We start from the raw sequence: 18,961 nt of genomic DNA, 5'->3' as shown, positions 1-18,961 counted from the left end.
CATGGAAAGAGATATACATTTTGTTACTGGAGTTTATGAAGATGAGGATGTGTTGCTTCAAGCAATCACGCAGGTAAGATCTTCAGGTATTAAGATCCATGAGGTGTATTCACCTTACCCAGTCCATGGAATCGATGATTACCTCGGCTATAAGAGAAGTAAATTGCCTATCGCGGCATTCTTATTTGGATTGCTGGGAATCACATTAGCTTTGACCATGCAGTTTTACATGATGGGTTTTGATTGGCCTATGATCATTGGTGGTAAGGATAATGCCCCATTGCCGTCTTTTATTCCGGTCACTTTTGAGATTACTGTATTATTAGCGTCGTTCGGTATGGTAGGTGTATTTATGGTAAGTACTAACCTGAAGCCTTGGGCTCAGCCTAGAATCTTTGATTTGAGAATCACAGATGATAAGCACGTGATGGCAATCGACATAGCTAATAACTCAGCTATGGAGTTGGCGAAAATCGAAGAGATATTGAAATCTTCTGGAGCATCAGAGGTTAATAAAAAAAGTTTTGAATAGTAAATCTGGAAAAATGAAGATTGCTAAGACACTAAGTATTTTAGGGATTGCAGTGGCTGGGATCACCCTTGCTAGCTGTAGAGCCGGAGGGGAGAATCAAGGTTTAGAATTTGCACCTCAAATGTATCACTCTGTTGCATATGAGCCTTTGACCCAGGTCATGGATTCTGAGACGAAGGGAAATCTTATTTCAACTCGTGAAGATGGAAAAGGAGAATATTTCAATAGTAATATTAACAACCCTCACAACATGAATATGCGTGAACCAGTTGCTAATACTGTTCCTAGAAATAAGCAGGGCTACTTGCCATACCGATATAAAGCTTTTGAGATAGAAGAGGCAAGTTCAACTGTGAAAAATCCTATCGAATTAGATGATGCTGTTTTGACTGAAGGAAAGAGGTTGTATAAATTGTACTGTACGCCATGTCATGGTGCAGGTGGTCAAGGAGATGGTGCAGTGGGTAATATAATCGGTGGTGTGGCTAACCTTACAGGTGGCGCTTACACTGCACTTTCAGAAGGTCATATCTTTCATGTGATCACCAAAGGAAAAGGAAGAATGGGGGCTCACGGTTCTCAGATCACTCCAGAAAACAGATGGAAAATTGTTCACTACGTGAAGCAAGAACTCCAAGGCGGTCAGAATGCCGACAATGCATCAGCAACTGCAGATGTTGTGGAAGAAGAGGTTGCAGCTGACCAAGATGTTACACCAGTAGAAACTCCAGCTAATTAATTATGGCTCACGACGTACAACACTATAATCTGGATCAAAAATTTGATTTCACCGCATCGACCAAAAAACTTGTATTTACAGTTTTGGGGATCGGCGCAGCAATACTACTTCTCGGTATCGTACTGGCGATGTTTGGAGGCGGACACCACGAAGCGACAGAAGCTGAAGGTCATGCGTTTCATTGGTATGAGCGTCTATATGCTAATATTTGGATCAATAACGTGTACTTTACAGGTATTGCTATCATCGGCGTATTCTTCTTCGCTATTCAGTATGCATCTCAGGCAGGATGGTCCACGGCTATTCTTAGAGTAATGCTTTCTCTTGGTAACTGGTTGCCAATCGCAGGTGTATTGATGATCGTTACTTTCTTTGTAGCAAATCATGATTTGTTTCACTGGACGCATGCTTATCTTTTTGATAAGGCTTCTCCGGAATATGATAGCATTATAGATGGAAAAGGATCTTTCTTCTATTGGCCTATGGCAAAAGGAACTTTCCCTATATTCTATATTTTCAGAATGGTCTTGTTCTTTGGTTTCTGGGTTTTCTTTTTCAAGAAATTTCAACAATTCACCTATAATGAAGACATTATCGGTGGTACTTCATCCTGGTACAAAATCAGAAGTTGGTCAGCCTTTTTCTTGATCTTTTTCGCAGTGTCTTCATCTATTGCGGCATGGGATTGGGTGATGTCAATTGACACACACTGGTTCTCTACCTTGTTTGGATGGTATGTATTCTCTTCTTGGTTCGTAGCAGGTTTGTCTACAATCACTTTGATCACAATCTTCTTGAAGAGCAAAGGCCTTCTGGAGATGGTAAACGAAAATCATGTTCATGATTTGGGTAAGTTCATATTTGGATTCACAATCTTCTGGGCCTACCTATGGTTCTCTCAGTTCTTGTTGATTTATTATGCTAATATTCCCGAGGAAACTGTGTACTTCGTCGAAAGATTGTCTAGCGATATATATGGGCCATATATCTTTGTGAATTTAGCTCTAAACTTTGTGCTTCCTTTCTTGTTATTAATGACAAGAGATTCTAAAAGACATGGAGTATTCTTGAAGCTAGTTTGCGCTTTGATTATTGCAGGTCACTGGGTTGATTTCTTCCTTATGGTGCAGCCTGGTACTTTGGGTCACAACGGTGGAGTTGGGTTTATGGAAGTAGGAATGTTCCTAATATATGGTGCGGCCTTTACCTTTGTAGTCCTTTCTGGATTGGCAAAAGGGAACCTAGTTCCTAAAAACCATCCAATGCTTGAAGAAAGCTATCATCATCACATTTAAATAAACAGCCGAAATAACTAAGGTATGTACGGATTTCTGATTGGAGTAGGGGTTCTTTTGATATTTTCCATAATATGGATGGTATATCGAATCCAAACGTTAGTCTCTGTGGTAAAAGGATCTGATAAAAAGGTCGCTTCAGGGAGTAATAAGGTAAATGCAATTTTGTTTATAGTTTTCTTGGTTGGTACGGGGATTTTGATGTTCTGGTATTCTATCAAAGAATTTCACAACTATCAATTACCAATTGCATCTGAGCACGGTGTAGTTACTGATCGCTTATTTTGGGTTACTATGGCGATTACTGGAGTAGTGTTTTTGATTACTCACGTTTTGCTTTTCATTTTCCCATATAAATATCAGTACAGTGAGAAGCGTAAAGCTTCTTTCTACCCTGACAACAATAAGCTAGAGGTTATCTGGACAATTGTGCCAGGTATCGTGCTTGCAGGTTTGGTAATTTCTGGATGGATGGCTTGGTCAGACATCACTGCACCAGCTCCTGAGAATGCACATGTTGTAGAAATCATGGGTTATCAATTTGCTTGGGAAGTTAGGTATCCTGGTAAAGACAATGTTTTAGGCGATTATGATTATCGTTTGATCACTGCTACCAATTCTCATGGTATTGATTTCACAGATAAGAATGCAATTGATGACTTTCCTTCTCCTGTGGTAGTAATTCCAAAAGGTGAGCCGGTTCTTTTCAAAATCAGAGCTAGAGACGTACTTCATTCAGTTTTTGCACCTCATATGAGATTGAAAATGGACGCTGTTCCTGGTATGCCGACCCGTTTCTGGTTTGTGCCTACTAAGACTACTGCTGAAATGAGAGAAGAAACAGGCAATCCTGAATTTCAATATGAGATCGCTTGTACAGAAATCTGTGGGCGTGGTCACTTCTCTATGAAAAAAATCATCGAAGTAGTAGAGCCGGAAGCCTATCAGAAGTGGTATGCAGAGCAAAAGTCTTTCATCCAAATGAATCCTTCCTTAGCGGCAGGACTTCCTTCTGATACGAAAGAGGTTGCAGAAATTCAATTAAGCGAAAAGTAACAAACAAAATTATAGATTATGTCTACAGCATCTGTCGCAAATCATGACGCAGCACACGATCACGGTGATCATGAGCATCATGATAATTTTGTAACAAAATATATTTTCTCTCAGGATCACAAAATGATCGCAAAGCAGTACTTGGTAACAGGTATGTTTTGGGCCCTTTTAGGTGGTTTCCTTTCTGTTCTTTTCAGACTTCAATTAGGATTCCCTGAAATGGACATGTCATTCCTTCGCCCCCTTTTAGGTGGTTGGATAGATGAAACAGGTCATTTGGATCCTACGTTTTACTTGGCCTTGGTCACCATGCATGGTACCATCATGGTATTCTTTGTATTGACGGCAGGTTTGAGTGGTACATTCTCCAACTTCCTGATTCCTTTACAAATCGGAGCTAGAGATATGGCTTCTGGATTTATGAATATGCTTTCTTACTGGTTGTTTTTCCTTTCCGGTGTGATCATGTTTATCTCCTTATTCCTAAAGACAGGACCTGCTTCAGGTGGTTGGGTGGTATATCCACCTCTATCTGCATTGGAGCAAGCTATACCGGGATCAGGATTGGGTATGACTCTTTGGTTGGTAGCGATGACTTTATTTATCGCTTCATCTCTAATGGGTGGTATCAACTACATTACTACTGTTATTAACTTGAGAACAAAAGGGATGTCTTTCTCAAAGCTTCCTTTGACTATCTGGGCATTCTTCCTGACTGCGGTTATCGGTCTTTTGTCATTCCCAGTTTTGTTTGCAGCTGCATTGTTATTAGTATTTGACAGAAGCTTTGGTACTTCATTCTACCTTTCTGATATCTATATCGGTGGAGAAGCTCTTCCAAACACAGGAGGTAGCCCCGTATTGTATCAGCATTTATTCTGGTTCTTAGGTCACCCTGAAGTATACATCGTATTGCTACCTGCTTTGGGTATTACTTCTGAAGTAATTGCCACAAACTCTAGAAAGCCAATCTTTGGATATAAGGCGATGATCATTTCCTTGCTTGGTATCACTGTTCTTTCCTTCGTAGTTTGGGCTCACCACATGTTTGTGTCAGGTATGAATCCTTTCCTTGGATCGATCTTCATGTTCTTGACTTTGATCATCGCAGTACCATCTGCGGTAAAAGTATTTAACTACTTGACTACACTTTGGAGAGGTAACTTGATCTTCACACCAGCTATGCTGTTCTCGATAGGTTTAGTGTCCTTCTTTATTTCTGGTGGATTGACTGGTATTTTCTTAGGTAGCTCAGCTATTGATATTCAATTGCACGATACATACTTTGTGGTAGCTCACTTCCACTTGGTGATGGGATCTGCTTCCTTCTTTGGAATGATTGCAGGTGTATACCATTGGTTCCCTAAGATGTTTGGAAGAATGATGGATGCCAAATTGGGATACATTCACTTCTGGATCACTTTCGTAGGTGTTTACATGGTATTCTTCCCAATGCACTACATCGGTATTGCGGGATTCCCTAGAAGGTATTATAGCTGGACAAACTTTGAGTTTGCTAACATGTATACTGATTTGAACATGTTTGTGTCAGTTGCTGCTATCGTTACTTTCGCTGCTCAGTTTATCTTCTTGTTCAACTTCTTCTACTCTATGTATAAAGGTAGAAAGGCAACATTGAACCCTTGGCAGTCAAATACACTTGAGTGGACTACTCCACTTCATCCAGGTCACGGTAACTGGCCAGGTGAAATACCTTCAGTTTACAGATGGCCATACGATTATTCTAAGCCTGGCGCTGAGGAGGATTTCATTCCTCAGACTGTTCCTCTTTCTGCTACTCCAGAATCTAACCTTCCGCATGAGCAGGAATTGGTGAAAGTTGAGTTGGAAATAATGAAAGAAGAAGAGGAAGTTTTGGTTTCTAATGAAGCAAAGCACTAATAAATCTATAAAGAGCTTTCGCCGTGTGAGTGTAATCACGGTGATAGCTGTTTATGCACTGATTCTTATCGGTGGGATAGTACGAAGTTCCGGTTCTGGAATGGGATGTCCCGATTGGCCGAAATGCTTTGGAAGCGTAATTCCTCCTACAAGTGTGGATCAACTGCCAGCAAATTATCAGGAGATATATCTCAATAAAAGATTAGCCAAGAACGAACGGTTCGTGGCAACACTTGAAAAATTAGGATTCTCAGAAAAGGCTAATGAAATAGCAAACGACAAGTCAATTCTTATTGAGGAAGAGTTTAATGCAGTGAAAACCTGGATTGAATATCTGAATCGATTGGCTGGCGTTGCAATTGGGTTATTGATAATTCTTACTGTTTGGAAGTCATTCTCACTCCGTAAGATGGATAAATGGATTCCTATTCTATCTGTTTTCAATCTCATCCTAGTCCTCTTCATTGGTTGGATCGGCTCCATTGTAGTATCTACAAATTTGCTACACTGGATGATCACATTCCATATGATGCTGGCGTTGTTGCTTGTGTCTCTATTGATCTATGTTTATCATAGATCTGGTAGGCTGATCAAAAGTAAAGGGGTGAAAATGGATGTGCCAAGAAGAATTGAATTGATATTATTGGTAGGTACTATCTTAATGCTTGTTCAGATAGTCTTGGGCACACAGGTTAGGGAGCAGATTGATATCATCTCCTCTTCCCTTGGAGATATGCTTAGAGATGAATGGGTAGGGCGAATTGGGTTAGAGTTCCTTATTCACCGTTCCTTTTCCTTAGTTCTGCTTGGAATTCATGTTTTGTACTTCTTTTGGGCATTTAAATACATCCTTAGAAGATCTCAAGTTGATCTTTGGTCTCAGGTCTTGATGATTCTGATTATACTGGAAATAGCTACAGGAATTGCAATGGCATACTTTGGTATTCCTGCATTTCTTCAGCCTATCCATCTCTTATTAGGTTCTCTCATTATTGGTGTGCAAGTCATGTTGCTACTTGAAATCAGAGAAAACATTCAGTTTCGATTAAATACAAATTGATCATGAGGACAGTTGAAGTAACTGACCATATTAGTAGTTTAGTAGTAAGCAAGATCAAAGCTTACGCTGAGTTGATCAAATTGAGGCTTTCAGCTTTGGTTACCTTCTCAGCAGTATTCGGCTACATACTTGGAGATAGAGGCGTGAGCTTTGGCTGGTCTGGCTTTATAGGATTGGCACTTGGCGGATTCTTAATCAGCGGTGCATCTTGTGCTGCAAATGAGATTTTGGAGCGTGATTTGGATAAGCTTATGAAGCGGACCCAGAATCGCCCACTTCCCTTAAAACTTATTTCCCTTCAAGAAGCACTTTGGGTTACCTCCATAGTTGCTGTTATTGGTGTGGGCTTGCTTTGGTACTTCACCAATCCACTGACCACTTGGTTGGGGGTGTTGAGTATGGTGCTTTATGTATTTGTATATACACCGTTGAAGAGAGTTGGTCCAATAGCAGTTTTTGTCGGAGCTATTCCTGGTGCATTACCTCCGCTTTTGGGCTGGACAGCGGCCACGGGTGCTATCACCCACGAAGCATTGATTATTTTCGGAATACAATTTATCTGGCAGTTTCCTCATTTCTGGGCTATTGCATGGGTCGGAGATGAAGATTACAAAGCAGCTGGATTCAAACTATTGCCAAGTGGTGGTGGTAAAGATCTAAACACTGCTATTCAAATAATGATTTACACCTTATTCCTTTTACCTCTAGGATTGCTACCAAGCTATTTTGGACTCACAGGAATGACATCAGGTATAGTAGCAACTGTGTGTGGAGTTTTATTTCTTGCTCAGACGTTCTCCTTGATGAAAGATTGCTCACGCAAATCTGCGCTGAGAATTATGTTTGGATCCTTTTTGTACCTACCTATTGTACAGATCGCTTACTTATTGGATAAATTACCGTAACGATGGAGAAAGAACTTAAATACGTCGATTTAGTGGATCAGCCTATTGCAATGCATCCTAAGAAGTTTGCATTATGGCTTTTCTTAGTCACTATCGTGATGATCTTTGCGGCACTTACCAGTGCTTACATTGTAAGACAATCAGAGGGTAACTGGCTAGAATATGATCTACCTACTATTTTCTGGTATACTTCGGGAATTGTAATCCTGAGTAGTGTTTGTCTTCAGTATGCATATTCAGCTGCAAAGAAGGATAATCTAGCTGGCCTTAGAGTGGGCCTAAGTCTATCAGTTCTATTTGGAGTCGCTTTTCTTGTCGGTCAATGGTACAGCTGGGTAGCCTTAGTCGATGAAAATGTGTTCTTCGTAGGCAATCCCTCTGGATCATTTCTTTATGTATTCACAGGATTGCATGCTGTTCACTTGATCAGTGGTGTGATATTTCTGATTATTGTATTAATTTCGACCTTTAGATATAAAGTGCATTCCAAGTCAATGAATACACTTGAAATGGCCACAACATTTTGGCATTTTCTAGCTGCATTGTGGTTATATCTCTTTATGTTTTTGCTTTTGAATCATTAAAATAAACCAAGTACAAATCAATATCTTATGTCTGCGCATTCTACTGCTATAGGAGTAAGCTCGAAAAGAGGCGTCTGGGGAGGTGGTAACGAACCACTCAAAGCCAGTTATGGAAAACTCATGATGTGGTTTTTCCTTCTTTCGGATATCTTTACTTTTGCCGCTTTTTTGATTACTTACCTTTCAATTCGTGTCAGTTACCCGGCTTATGCTGGACCTGCCAAGGAGTTTGTAGGTTCCAATGAATACTGGCCAATTCCTGAATTGGTATTTGATGCTATTCCTTTCGTGCATGGAGTTCATGCACCACTTGTATTTGTTGGTTTGATGACCTTCATCTTGATTGCAAGTTCTGTTACGATGGTATTGGCTGTAGAGGCTGGGCATAGAAATGACAGAAATGATGTCGTCAAATGGATGCTTTGGACGCTTCTTGGAGGTATTACTTTCTTGAGTTGTCAGGCATGGGAGTGGAATCACTTCATCCATGGCTCAGAAGCAGGTGCTGTTTTGAACTATATCAATGGCATTAGTCAGAATGTGACTGAAACAGTATTTGGAGCTAATTTGCTAGTCAATGAATATGGTCCAGCATCTTTTGCAAACCTTTTCTTCTTCATCACTGGATTCCATGGTTTCCACGTTACAATCGGAGTTGTTCTTCTTTTCATGGTGTTTTATCAAGCAGCAGTAGGAGTTTATGATCGAAGAGGTCACTACGAAATGGTTGAGAAAGTCGGTTTATACTGGCACTTTGTTGACCTAGTATGGGTCTTTGTATTTACTTTATTCTACCTGATCTAAGCTATAACTATTAGAATTATGGATATTCAAGAAAATAAATCAACTCTTAACGTTGTTCCAAGGAACGATGATAAGATTAAGAAAATCTGGAAAACAGCCTTGATTTTGCTTGCTATTACGACTGCAGAATTTGTGATGGCTTTCACAATGCCTAGAGGAATTATCCTTTATGTCTTGTTTATGGCTTTGACTATATGGAAAGCTAAATACATCATGATGGAATTCATGCACCTTGGTGACGAGGTGAAACCTATGATCTATTCCATTCTTGTTCCTATCGTATTTTTATTCTGGCTAATTATTGTTCTTATCAAAGAAGGCTCAGATATATTTTCCCTGCGCTGGTTTTAATCAGAATTTCTATAGATGTATTAAAAAGAAGGTTGAAGTGGGACACTTTGACCTTCTTTTTTGTTAGCCAAATATTATGAGAAGTATAAGAATATTACAAGGGTTTGTATTGGTATGTATCCTTTTGGTGCCCATTTTGATTTTCCTGTTTCTTAAAGGCTTTGGAACCAATAATTACGACATACCTATCTTTTTTGAGAAAGGGGTAGACAATCCATTTAGAGAATGTCCAATCGCTGATACTACTCAGCATTATATCCCTGAGTTTGCTTTCACCAATCAGGATGGAGAAATAGTGGGGAGAACAGACATGGAGGGAAAGATCACTATTGTTGACTTTTTCTTTACTTCCTGTCCCAGCATCTGCCCAAAAATGTCTTCTGAAATGGAGCGGGTAAATGATATGTTCAGAGATTATGATCAAGTACAAATCATGTCTATAAGCATAGACCCAACCTATGATACCCCCGAAATTCTAAAAGAATATGCTGAAAAGCATCATGCGGAAGCTGGTAAGTGGAATTTTCTGACAGGTGGAGTACAAGAGACTTATGATCTAGCCAAATGCGGCTTTATTATCCCTAGTGTGGATGGTTTGGGTGTTCCGGATGATTTTGTCCACAGTGATAAGTTTGTGTTAGTTGATGATATAGGACGAATCAGGGGGTATTACAGCGGGACATCTCGTGAGGATGTTGATTTATTGATGTTGGAGACTAAAGTACTATTACATGCGAGCGAAGAACAATAATTTGTTGGAAAATGAAGGGAAAGTGAAAGGCTGGATTATTGCCATTTCAGTTATTATCCCGGTAGCGGTGGCAGTGCTTATATTTATGCCAGCTAAACTTAATCTGGGTGTGGAGTGGGTTTATTTTCTCCCTCATCTGAATGCAGTGATGAATTCCGCTGCTACAGTAGCATTGATCGCAGGATTCTTGTTTATCAAAAAAGGAAATGTTCCATTTCATCGTGCTTCAATGACAGTAGCATTTGTCTTGGGAGCGATATTTCTGGTTTCCTACGTGATTTATCATGCGGCTGCTGAGAGCACATCCTTTGGTGGAGAAGGCATGGTTCGTAGCCTTTATTATTTCTTATTGCTCACCCATATAGTGTTGGCAGCAGTGGCGCTTTTCCCTATCCTCTTTGCTTACTATTATGGATACACAGATCAGCGTGTGAAGCATAGAAAAGTTGTTAAATTTGCATTCCCGATCTGGCTTTATGTTACAGTCACTGGTGTCATAGTTTACTTGATGATCAGTCCTTATTATGTTCATTGAAAACCTACTTTCTTTTTAAATCGTAGGAAATAATATGAAATCTTGTATGTCAAAGAATGCAAACAGTGTGATGATTACTTGCAATGTGAGATTATTCCAAATCAAGTTCGTAACAGGCTATGTTGCCAAATGAAATCAAATTTTAAACACATGAAAAAAGCACTCAAAATAGGATTCTTTCCGTTCTTCGCTTTTCTGTTTCAAACTGCAAGTTTTGCTCAGTGTGCCATGTGTAGAGCATCTGTAGAAAATAATGTAAGCAACGGAGATACCAGCATTGGAGCAGGCTTGAACCTTGGGATTATGTACCTTTTTGTGATGCCATACCTTATAGCGATGGTTCTAGGCTTTTTCTGGTATAGAAATGCTAAAAAAAGGAAGGCGAAATTAGCCGTACATTAAATGAATAAAGGAGCAAAGTTTGATCAAGGACTTTGCTTTTTTTATTTTACATCTAAATGAAGCATGATTCCCGCCGTCTGATCATCTTGATCAGTATTTTCTCTCTTCTTGCCGTATTGATCCTTAATTTCTTTTTCTTCCAGAAAAATGAACAGGATACCTATTTGCAAGCGCTGCAGGATCGGGTTCAAGCTGTTGATAAAGAATTTGATGAAGATTTCATTCAGATTCTCATGGATATCAGGCCTGATGACAGCTTAAGTTTTGGTCAAATTAGTATACCTATCCATCGGCATCCCTTTTTTATTCTAAGTCCAGAAAAAGACCTTTTGTATTGGTCAGACTTTACGCTCACACTGGATTTCTCTCAAGTAGACCTAACCAAGGAATATCAACTTCTTGAGGATCCTTATGGCACGTTGTTGCTTAAGACTCGGAAAGTCAAAAGAAATGGCGCTGAATATGTTATGCTTCATGTGCTACGTTTGATTTGGCCAGGGAATATTGAAAACAACTACCTGATTACTGGAGCGAATCCAGACATCTTTGGCAATGATCGATTCGAGCTTTTCACTAACCCTGAAGATGCCACATCCATAGTTAAGAATCCTGCTGGTATACCTCTTTTTGGAATCAATTTCTTGTTCGGTTACAGCCCGGCGGGAAGGGTTGTTAATCCAGCAATCTTGATTTTTTTCACCTCTGTTTTCCTACTTTATTTTCTTTTAAGCTCTGATTTCGTACTGAGCAAATGGAAATCCGGAAGAAGATGGGAGTCTATCGGGTACGCGATTTTTGTGCTTGGAGCATTTAGGATGATGATGCTATTACTAGATTTTCCGGGGAACTACCTCAATTTGGCACTATTCGACGTAGCGAATTATGCTTCATCTTGGTTCAATCCCAGTCTTGGTGATCTGCTGATCAATACGCTTTGTGCCGTTTTGATCTTAGCTATGGTGATCTATCAGCTTGCATCGAGGATGATGCATGAAAAGATAAAAGTTCTCAAATCCAAAAATGAGTTTCTAGTATTTTTCTTTTTCTCCCTATCTGTGAGCTCTGTTTGTCTGTACATGGTGTGGTCTTTACCTCGGGATTTGATCATTAATTCACAATGGGCATTAGATATCAGTTCCATTCCTCAATTCGATCTATTCAAAGGGATTAGTTTTTTCATGCTTTTTCTGTGGGGCGCTATTTACGTTTTACTTTCATTGACACTCTTTAGTTTGCTTTTAGAGATCAACCAGCGCAAACGAGAATACTACAAATGGCTAGCTATAATCGGTCTTCCTGTCGCAGGGTTATTATTCTTTTTTACAATTTGGGCAGGAGTCATTTGGTTGATTCATCTTTCATTTTTAGTCATTATCATTCGACTTGAGTTATTCAAAAATGCCTTTAAACTCGGATTAGATACTTTTCTAACCTTCTTCTTTGCTTGCCTCGTGACAGCGACTATTGCCGGAATAAGCATTTTCCAGACAGAGAAAGGTGAATTAATACAATCTAAAACTCGATTCGCAAATCAAAACCTCATCGAAAATGATGTGATGACGGAGTTTTTCCTAGGGGAAATTTTCACGCGAATCAAGAATGACTTATTTATTCAAAACAGAATAGCCGACCCTCTTTTCTCCAAAGAACCTATAGCAACCAAAATAAGACGGATTTACCTGGATAATTACTTTGATCAGTTTGAAGTTCAACTTCGAATTTTCAATACGGCAGGGCAGCAAATACAAGGAGCAGGTTCTGATGAGAGTCTTAAGGAAATGCAATTGGAATTTATCAAAAGCGACTATGCTACTAGTGTAAAGGATCTATATTTCATCCGAGGGAATGAATCCAATTCAGGTAATCGCTTTATTGCTTTTGTACCAATGAGCAAAGACGGCTCATCCCTTGGAACGGTCTTTCTTGAACTTAGACAGTTACGTGTGCAGCCAACAAGTGTCTACCCTAAGTTGTTGTTGGATAAGAAATACAATGACAAACTAGATCCTGTATTGTATGATTATGCCATTTTTAAGGAAGGGGAATTTATAAGAAACTCGGGGTCATTTAATTTCCTGAGTAAAGGGTTTGAGCGAGTTTTGTCTAGAAAGGCATTATTAGTAGAGGGCGTTCATCAAAATGGATATCATCATTTTGGAATCAAAAATGGTGAAGAGTTGATTGTTATTTCCTCCAGGAATGTCCCTCTTTCACACTTCTTTGGGAATATTTCGCTGTTTTTTGTGCTTTTCGTGATCATGACTTTTTTGACCATTTTGATCAATACTTTATTTACAGGAGTGAGGAATTTTGAATTTAACTATTCTACTAAACTTCAACTTTACCTCAATTTTGCCTTCTTTTTCCCGATTATTATCATCAGTATCATCACCATTGGGCTATTGGTAAATAGCTATCGTGAGGATTTAGATCGTCAGTATATCCAAAAAGCAGCTCTGATCAGGGGGAATTTGGGAAGCTTTCTGAATAACCAAAAACCTGCTGATGTGGATAGCGATGAACTAAATGAAGAAGTCAATGAGCTGGCAAATACCACGGCCAGTGATATTCATCTTTACAATTTAGATGGTAAGCTGGAGTCCACTAATCGTCCGAATATTTTTGACAAGAAAATCCTGGCACCACTGATCAATCCCAAAGCGATTGCTGAGATTGAAGAGATGGGGCAAAGTCAATATTTGGCTGAAGAGCAAATAGGGAAATTGAGGTACAAGGCCGTTTATTTATCCATTCCTGCTACTGCGAGTCAAGAGAATCTGGGGATTTTGGCTGTACCATTTTTCGAGTCTGAAACGGAGTTGAATACATTGATCGCAGACGTGCTCAGCAGTATTTTTAATGCTTTTGTGGTGATTTTCATCCTGTTCTTATTCGTTTCTTACTTTGTCTCTACCAATCTTACTTTCCCTTTTAAGTTGCTTACGCAAAAGCTAAAAGCTACCAATTTGGAGAATAATGAGCCCATGTATTGGGGATCCAAAGATGAAATTGGCTTGCTTGTGAATGAGTATAACAACATGCTTTTCAAACTCGAAAACTCTAAGAAAGTCCTAGCTTCCACAGAGAAAGAATCTGCGTGGAGAGAGATGGCAAAGCAGGTTGCTCATGAGATCAAAAATCCGTTGACACCGATGAAACTCACGCTTCAGCACTTGATCCGTCTTCAAGATGCGGGGAGATTAGATGACGCTGAAAAGTTAAAAAGGTCGCTGGAAACGTTGATTCACCAAGTGGATGCACTTAGTGGAATAGCTTCATCTTTTTCGACATTCGCAAAAATGCCTCTGCCGAATAATGAGTTGATGAATTTCAAATCGGTACTGAATCAGGTCTTAGAGCTGTTCAGTGGTGATCAGCAAGTGGAGTTGATTTTTCAGGATGATTCATTTACACAGCATATCCCTATTATGGGTGATGATAAGCTTTTCGGAAGAGTAATTTCAAATTTGGTGATTAATGGGATTCAGTCTGTGGAACCTGGCGTGAAACCAGTGATTCGAATTTGGCTTTGGATGACTGAGCAGGCCGTTTTCCTTGAAATTACGGACAATGGAAAGGGTATTTCAGATGACCTGAAGGATAAGATTTTCATTCCTAATTTCTCTACCAAGTCCACGGGATCTGGTTTGGGATTGGCTATCGCAAAGAGTGGAGTGGAGACTGCTGGGGGTAAAATCTGGTTTGAAACAGAGCTTGGTAAAGGAACTACGTTCTATCTCACCTTTCCATTGATGGGTTAATTCATCTTTTTACTACCTTCAAATCAAAAGGAATTTTGGAGTGAGCATGCGAGTTTGGCTACTTTTCTGGGTATTACTGCTTGGCTTTTTCACTTCGGTAAAAGCTCAGGAGAAATGTCGATGGGTAGAGTCAGGAGCGTTTCTCAATCCCACTATTGCTGATTCACTTTCAATACTTGGGGAGACAATAAGAGTTACTGATAGAAACGGAGAGTCATATGATTTCAAGTATGAGCTCAGTACAAACAAACTTCAAGTAATTTTTGAAAATGAATCTAGGCCAGATTCACTTTTGCTTTGCTATAGAACTTTTTCAATTCGATTCGATCAGCCGATTGCGCATAGAACTTTGTTGACGGATTATGATTCCACAGCCCAATTCAAGGATAACAGAATGTCCGAATTGCCAGCTTTTGACTTTCGGGAGGAGCTCTTTCCTACTACGAATCTCTATAAATCCGGAAGTCTCACGCGTGGGATTTCCTTCGGAAATACGCAAAATGTATTTGTGAACTCTGCACTCAATCTTCAACTGGAAGGAGATATAGCTGAGAATCTGAAAATCCGCGCAAGCATCACTGATCAAAATGTGCCTTTTCAACCAGAGGGAAATACTCAGCAAATCCAAGACTTTGATAATGTGCTGATCGAACTGTACAATGATGATTTTAGCTTGGCTGCAGGGGATGTGGTGTTACAGCAAAGAGAGTCTGAATTTCTTCGCTATTACAAAAATGTGCAAGGCTTACAGTTTACTTCTAAGTATAAAATGGATGACAAGTGGTCTGCCAGTTCACAGGCTTTTGCTTCCATTGCCAAAGGGAAATTCGCTTCAATTCAATTACCGATTTTGGAAGGAGTGCTGGGTCCATATCGCGTGAGCGGCCCAAATAATGAGCGTTTTGTAATCATCATGGCAAATTCAGAACGGGTATTTCTGGATGGAAAGCAGCTCAAGCGCGGATTCAATGAAGATTATGTGATTGATTACAATCAGGCAGAAATCACCTTTACTCCTAAGGTTCTGATCACTCAGTATTCCCGGGTTCGTGTGGATTTTGAATATGCAGAGCGGAATTATTCCCGATCTATCATCGGAGTAAACCATACACAGACCAACGGGAAGGTAGATGTGTATTTGAATTATTACCAAGAGAAAGACAATAGGAACCGCCCACTTTTCACTGATTTTTCACAGCAGGAATTGGGACTTATGGCTTCCGTGGGAGATAGTGCAGCACTTGCTAGAATCCCGCGTATCGATAGCGTAGCCTTTGATAAGAATAGGATTTTATATGCTAGAGTCTCAGAATTCGACGGTTTCGGAAATCCATTGGTTTATTATGAATATTCCAATGATCCTGAATTGGCACATTATGACTTAGGATTTTCACTAGTTGGTGCAGGACTGGGAGATTATAGACGGGCTAGCCAATTATCTAATGGGACAGTCTACGAATATGTTCCGAGATTAAATGGGCAGCCACAGGGAGATTATTCCATTTTGTCCCAGCTTCCGCTTCCTGATAGCAAGCGAATGGTGACAGCGGGAACAAGGGTCAAGTTGAACGAACATGAGAAAGTCTATACAGAATTGGCACTTTCTTCGGTGGATCAAAACCTCTTTTCTGAATTAGATGACCTGGATAACCAAGGGCTGGGTATGAAGGTTGGACTGCAGAGTGAAGGTCGGGAGTCCTCACTTTTCAAGGGCTACACGATGAAGGGCCAGACTGAATACGAGTACAATTCCACCAACTTTAATTTCATTGATCGATTCAGATACATTGAGTTTGATCGGGATTGGGGATTAAGTCAAGATGCTTTGCAAAGCTCTGCATCCGAGCAGTTTTTTCGTGCCGGGATTGGCTTTGAAAAAGATGTGCTCAATCGCTTTGATTATCTTTTTTACCTGCGGAATAGGCAAAATGTGCTAAATGGAACGCAACATTCTGCTAATTGGAATGTACAGTTGGGTTCCAAAATCAGGGTACGACAAGAGTTTTTCCGGTTAAATTCAACTCAGGATTCATTGAAATCAGACTGGACTCGGTATTTGGGCGATGTGAGTTACAATTCCAAAATTATCGTTCCGGGCTATCAATTTTCTTTGGATCAGAATGCCTTGAGAATTGCCGAGACGGATTCTGTGGTGAGTACTGCAATGAACTTTAAGCAGCATTTGCTCTATTTGCGAAGCAATGATTCACTTAGCTATTCCTTCCTAGCAGATGCTGCTTGGCGTGAAGATAAAGCTCCTTTTGCGGGTCAATTGTTAAATGACACCCGAGCTTTCACCTCCAATTTGACCTTCCGGAAGCAGTGGACTCAGCATAGTTTGAGTAGTACGTTCACTTACCGGGAGTTAGCATATTTGCAACGTGATTTGCAATCTGAGCTTACAGTGATGGGGAAGCTGGACTATCAGGGAAGTTTGGGTAAAAACCTCATTCGAAATGAAATCAGCTATGCCATTGGAAACGGACGAGAGTTACAGCGTGAGTTCGTCTTTTTGCCTGCACCAAATGGGGATGGTACGCATACCTGGCGTGATGATAATGGGGATGGAGTAAAGCAATTGAATGAATTTTACCTGGCCATCAACCCTGAAGAAAAGCAATACATCAAAATTTTTGTACCGACGGATACTTACACCCAAGCTTACACGAGTATTTTGAATTATAGGCTGCAGGCAAAGTTTCCCGAAGCATGGAAAGAGTCTGGAGGATTAACGGCATTTCTGTATAAGTTTTCCAATACCACGAGTCTAAGCGTGGAGAAAAAAGTCACTTCGGATGACTTTGTAGATCGGATAAATCCATTTGTAGGAGGTGTGAATCGAGAAGCTATTTTGTCACTTCGTCAAGTCATACGGTCTAGTTTTTTCTTCAATCGTGCTTCAGCTAAGTATGGTTTTGACTTATCTTATTTCGATTCTCAGTTTAAGCAATTGCTTTCAGGAGGTTTTGAGGATTTGATTCAAAAAGATTGGAAGTGGAATACACGCTACAATTTCAATGGACAGACGACATTGAGGATTTTGGCAGGAGCAGGCAATCGACTTTCTTCTTCTGATTTCTTGGAAAATAGAAATTATACGATCTCCCAAAGTCAAATTGGACCGGAATTTTCCTGGCAACCAACACCTTATTTCAGGACTACTGCGACCTATTCTTTTACTGGGAAAGTCAATACTGCCAATATTGAATTCAAAGAAAAAGCCCAATTGCATCAAGTAGGAATAGATCTTCGTTTTTCTCGTGCAGTTAAAACAACCTTGACGAGCAATTTGAAACTGATTCAGATTGATTACAATGGAGTCCCTAATTCACCTGTAGGCTATGAAATGCTCCAAGCTTTGACACCAGGGACTAATGTGACCTGGAATGTAAATTGGCTACAGAAAATCGGGGAGGGACTTCAGCTCAATCTTGTGTATGAAGGCAGAAATTCTCAGGGCCTGGATCGAATTGTGCACGTAGGGAGAATGCAAGTTTCGGCGCTGTTTTGATAAAAAAATGTAACTTTGCGTAAGCTAAATAGTTGTCATACTAACTATTAAACTACGAATCAAATGAGCAAAAGCATCCTCGTCACTGGAGGCACCAAAGGAATAGGCAGAGCAATCATAGAGCGATTTGCAGAGGAGGGTTTTGATATCTTCACTTGCGCGCGAAATGAGGCTGATCTGGCTAGTTTGAAGGCTTCTCTGAAAGAAAAATACACCAATATTAAGGTGTTGGCTATACAAGCTGATCTTTCTAAAAAGGCAGATGTTACTAGGCTTGTAAAGGAGATCAAGGCTGTGGCTGTTCCAGATGTATTGGTAAATAATACTGGAGTCTTTATCCCAGGAGCAATTCATGATGAGGCAGACGGGAATTTCGAGCTGATGATGGAGACGAATTTGTACTCTGCATATTATATGACGAGAGGTTTTGCTCAGGAAATGATCACACGTAAATCAGGTCATATTTTCAGCATGGGTTCTGTAGCGGGATTAACTGCCTATCCAAATGGTGGAAGCTATGCAGTTTCCAAATGGGCAATGCTGGGAATGACCAAATGCCTACGTGAGGAATTGAAACCACATCAGATTAAAGTAACTTCTATTCTTGCAGGCGCTACCTATACGTCGAGCTGGGAAGGAGTGGATTTGCCTGTCGAAAGATTCATGAAAGCTGAGGACGTTGCAGAAAGTGTATGGGCTGCTTATAACCTTTCGCCTCAGTCAGTTGTTGAAGAAATAGTAATCCGACCTCAATTAGGAGATATATAACCCAC

Annotated in this window: 16 protein-coding genes; all 16 read left to right on the top strand. The window is 40.1% G+C overall.

What is annotated here, in order from left to right; translation table 11 throughout:
• The first annotated feature begins 1 nt into the window (after position 1).
• The 16 genes from ESV85_RS07575 to ESV85_RS07500 all read left to right on the top strand — a co-directional run bounded on the left by ESV85_RS07575 (position 2) and on the right by ESV85_RS07500 (position 18,956).
• Positions 2-532: a DUF3341 domain-containing protein gene (locus tag ESV85_RS07575; RefSeq protein ID WP_146916281.1), complete on the top strand. Its 531-nt coding sequence runs from the start codon at positions 2-4 to the stop codon at positions 530-532.
• Between the two features lie 13 nt (positions 533-545).
• A complete protein-coding gene (locus ESV85_RS07570; RefSeq protein WP_146916279.1) occupies positions 546-1,271 on the top strand; it encodes a c-type cytochrome in 726 nt (241 codons plus the stop codon).
• Positions 1,272-1,273: 2 nt separating this feature from the next.
• The gene (locus ESV85_RS07565; RefSeq protein WP_146916277.1) at positions 1,274-2,566 is read left to right on the top strand and encodes a quinol:cytochrome C oxidoreductase; all 1,293 of its coding nucleotides are present in this window, start codon (positions 1,274-1,276) and stop codon (positions 2,564-2,566) included.
• Positions 2,567-2,590: 24 nt separating this feature from the next.
• Complete coding sequence (locus ESV85_RS07560) at positions 2,591-3,622, top strand: cytochrome c oxidase subunit II (protein WP_146916275.1); 1,032 nt, start codon at positions 2,591-2,593, stop codon at positions 3,620-3,622.
• A gap of 18 nt (positions 3,623-3,640) precedes the next feature.
• Entirely contained in the window at positions 3,641-5,524 is a 1,884-nt protein-coding gene (locus ESV85_RS07555) for a cbb3-type cytochrome c oxidase subunit I (protein WP_146916273.1), read from the top strand.
• Entirely contained in the window at positions 5,508-6,584 is a 1,077-nt protein-coding gene (locus ESV85_RS07550) for a COX15/CtaA family protein (RefSeq protein WP_146916271.1), read from the top strand. Before ESV85_RS07555 ends, ESV85_RS07550 begins: the two co-directional genes overlap by 17 nt.
• Before the next feature lie 2 nt (positions 6,585-6,586).
• Positions 6,587-7,489 carry a heme o synthase gene (gene cyoE, locus ESV85_RS07545; protein WP_146916269.1) on the top strand — a complete coding sequence of 301 codons (903 nt, stop codon included), beginning with the start codon at positions 6,587-6,589 and terminating at the stop codon, positions 7,487-7,489.
• 2 nt (positions 7,490-7,491) lie between these two features.
• Complete coding sequence (locus tag ESV85_RS07540) at positions 7,492-8,073, top strand: heme-copper oxidase subunit III (RefSeq protein WP_146916267.1); 582 nt, start codon at positions 7,492-7,494, stop codon at positions 8,071-8,073.
• A 27-nt stretch (positions 8,074-8,100) separates the two neighbouring features.
• Complete coding sequence (locus tag ESV85_RS07535) at positions 8,101-8,877, top strand: cytochrome c oxidase subunit 3 (RefSeq protein WP_146916265.1); 777 nt, start codon at positions 8,101-8,103, stop codon at positions 8,875-8,877.
• Positions 8,878-8,895: 18 nt separating this feature from the next.
• Positions 8,896-9,228 carry a cytochrome C oxidase subunit IV family protein gene (locus ESV85_RS07530; protein ID WP_146916264.1) on the top strand — a complete coding sequence of 111 codons (333 nt, stop codon included), beginning with the start codon at positions 8,896-8,898 and terminating at the stop codon, positions 9,226-9,228.
• 76 nt (positions 9,229-9,304) lie between these two features.
• On the top strand, positions 9,305-9,979 hold the full coding sequence (locus ESV85_RS07525) for an SCO family protein (protein ID WP_146916262.1): 675 nt from the start codon (positions 9,305-9,307) through the stop codon (positions 9,977-9,979).
• Positions 9,960-10,514: a DUF420 domain-containing protein gene (locus tag ESV85_RS07520; protein ID WP_146916260.1), complete on the top strand. Its 555-nt coding sequence runs from the start codon at positions 9,960-9,962 to the stop codon at positions 10,512-10,514. Before ESV85_RS07525 ends, ESV85_RS07520 begins: the two co-directional genes overlap by 20 nt.
• Before the next feature lie 150 nt (positions 10,515-10,664).
• Positions 10,665-10,916, top strand: a complete 252-nt coding sequence (locus ESV85_RS07515; protein WP_146916258.1) for a hypothetical protein — start codon at positions 10,665-10,667, stop codon at positions 10,914-10,916.
• 56 nt (positions 10,917-10,972) lie between these two features.
• On the top strand, positions 10,973-14,677 hold the full coding sequence (locus ESV85_RS07510) for a sensor histidine kinase (protein WP_146916256.1): 3,705 nt from the start codon (positions 10,973-10,975) through the stop codon (positions 14,675-14,677).
• Between the two features lie 46 nt (positions 14,678-14,723).
• Positions 14,724-18,188, top strand: a complete 3,465-nt coding sequence (locus ESV85_RS07505; RefSeq protein WP_146916645.1) for a hypothetical protein — start codon at positions 14,724-14,726, stop codon at positions 18,186-18,188.
• Positions 18,189-18,251: 63 nt separating this feature from the next.
• Complete coding sequence (locus tag ESV85_RS07500) at positions 18,252-18,956, top strand: SDR family oxidoreductase (RefSeq protein ID WP_146916254.1); 705 nt, start codon at positions 18,252-18,254, stop codon at positions 18,954-18,956.
• The last annotated feature ends 5 nt before the right edge of the window (positions 18,957-18,961 follow it).

The sequence above is a fragment of the Algoriphagus aquimarinus genome, assembly GCF_007997215.1.
Classification (GTDB): domain Bacteria; phylum Bacteroidota; class Bacteroidia; order Cytophagales; family Cyclobacteriaceae; genus Algoriphagus; species Algoriphagus aquimarinus_A.
Note: the sequence above shows the minus strand (reverse complement) of the source record. Positions and strands in the feature narration are given on the sequence as shown.

Coding starts and splice junctions, on each gene's coding strand:
- ESV85_RS07540 (WP_146916267.1), top strand. CDS start 7,492: ATGGAGAAAGAACTTAAATACGTCGATTTAGTGGATCAGCCTATTGCA.
- ESV85_RS07525 (WP_146916262.1), top strand. CDS start 9,305: ATGAGAAGTATAAGAATATTACAAGGGTTTGTATTGGTATGTATCCTT.
- ESV85_RS07520 (WP_146916260.1), top strand. CDS start 9,960: ATGCGAGCGAAGAACAATAATTTGTTGGAAAATGAAGGGAAAGTGAAA.
- cyoE (WP_146916269.1), top strand. CDS start 6,587: ATGAGGACAGTTGAAGTAACTGACCATATTAGTAGTTTAGTAGTAAGC.
- ESV85_RS07505 (WP_146916645.1), top strand. CDS start 14,724: ATGCGAGTTTGGCTACTTTTCTGGGTATTACTGCTTGGCTTTTTCACT.
- ESV85_RS07510 (WP_146916256.1), top strand. CDS start 10,973: ATGAAGCATGATTCCCGCCGTCTGATCATCTTGATCAGTATTTTCTCT.
- ESV85_RS07560 (WP_146916275.1), top strand. CDS start 2,591: ATGTACGGATTTCTGATTGGAGTAGGGGTTCTTTTGATATTTTCCATA.
- ESV85_RS07515 (WP_146916258.1), top strand. CDS start 10,665: ATGAAAAAAGCACTCAAAATAGGATTCTTTCCGTTCTTCGCTTTTCTG.
- ESV85_RS07555 (WP_146916273.1), top strand. CDS start 3,641: ATGTCTACAGCATCTGTCGCAAATCATGACGCAGCACACGATCACGGT.
- ESV85_RS07575 (WP_146916281.1), top strand. CDS start 2: ATGGAAAGAGATATACATTTTGTTACTGGAGTTTATGAAGATGAGGAT.
- ESV85_RS07565 (WP_146916277.1), top strand. CDS start 1,274: ATGGCTCACGACGTACAACACTATAATCTGGATCAAAAATTTGATTTC.
- ESV85_RS07535 (WP_146916265.1), top strand. CDS start 8,101: ATGTCTGCGCATTCTACTGCTATAGGAGTAAGCTCGAAAAGAGGCGTC.
- ESV85_RS07550 (WP_146916271.1), top strand. CDS start 5,508: ATGAAGCAAAGCACTAATAAATCTATAAAGAGCTTTCGCCGTGTGAGT.
- ESV85_RS07500 (WP_146916254.1), top strand. CDS start 18,252: ATGAGCAAAAGCATCCTCGTCACTGGAGGCACCAAAGGAATAGGCAGA.
- ESV85_RS07570 (WP_146916279.1), top strand. CDS start 546: ATGAAGATTGCTAAGACACTAAGTATTTTAGGGATTGCAGTGGCTGGG.
- ESV85_RS07530 (WP_146916264.1), top strand. CDS start 8,896: ATGGATATTCAAGAAAATAAATCAACTCTTAACGTTGTTCCAAGGAAC.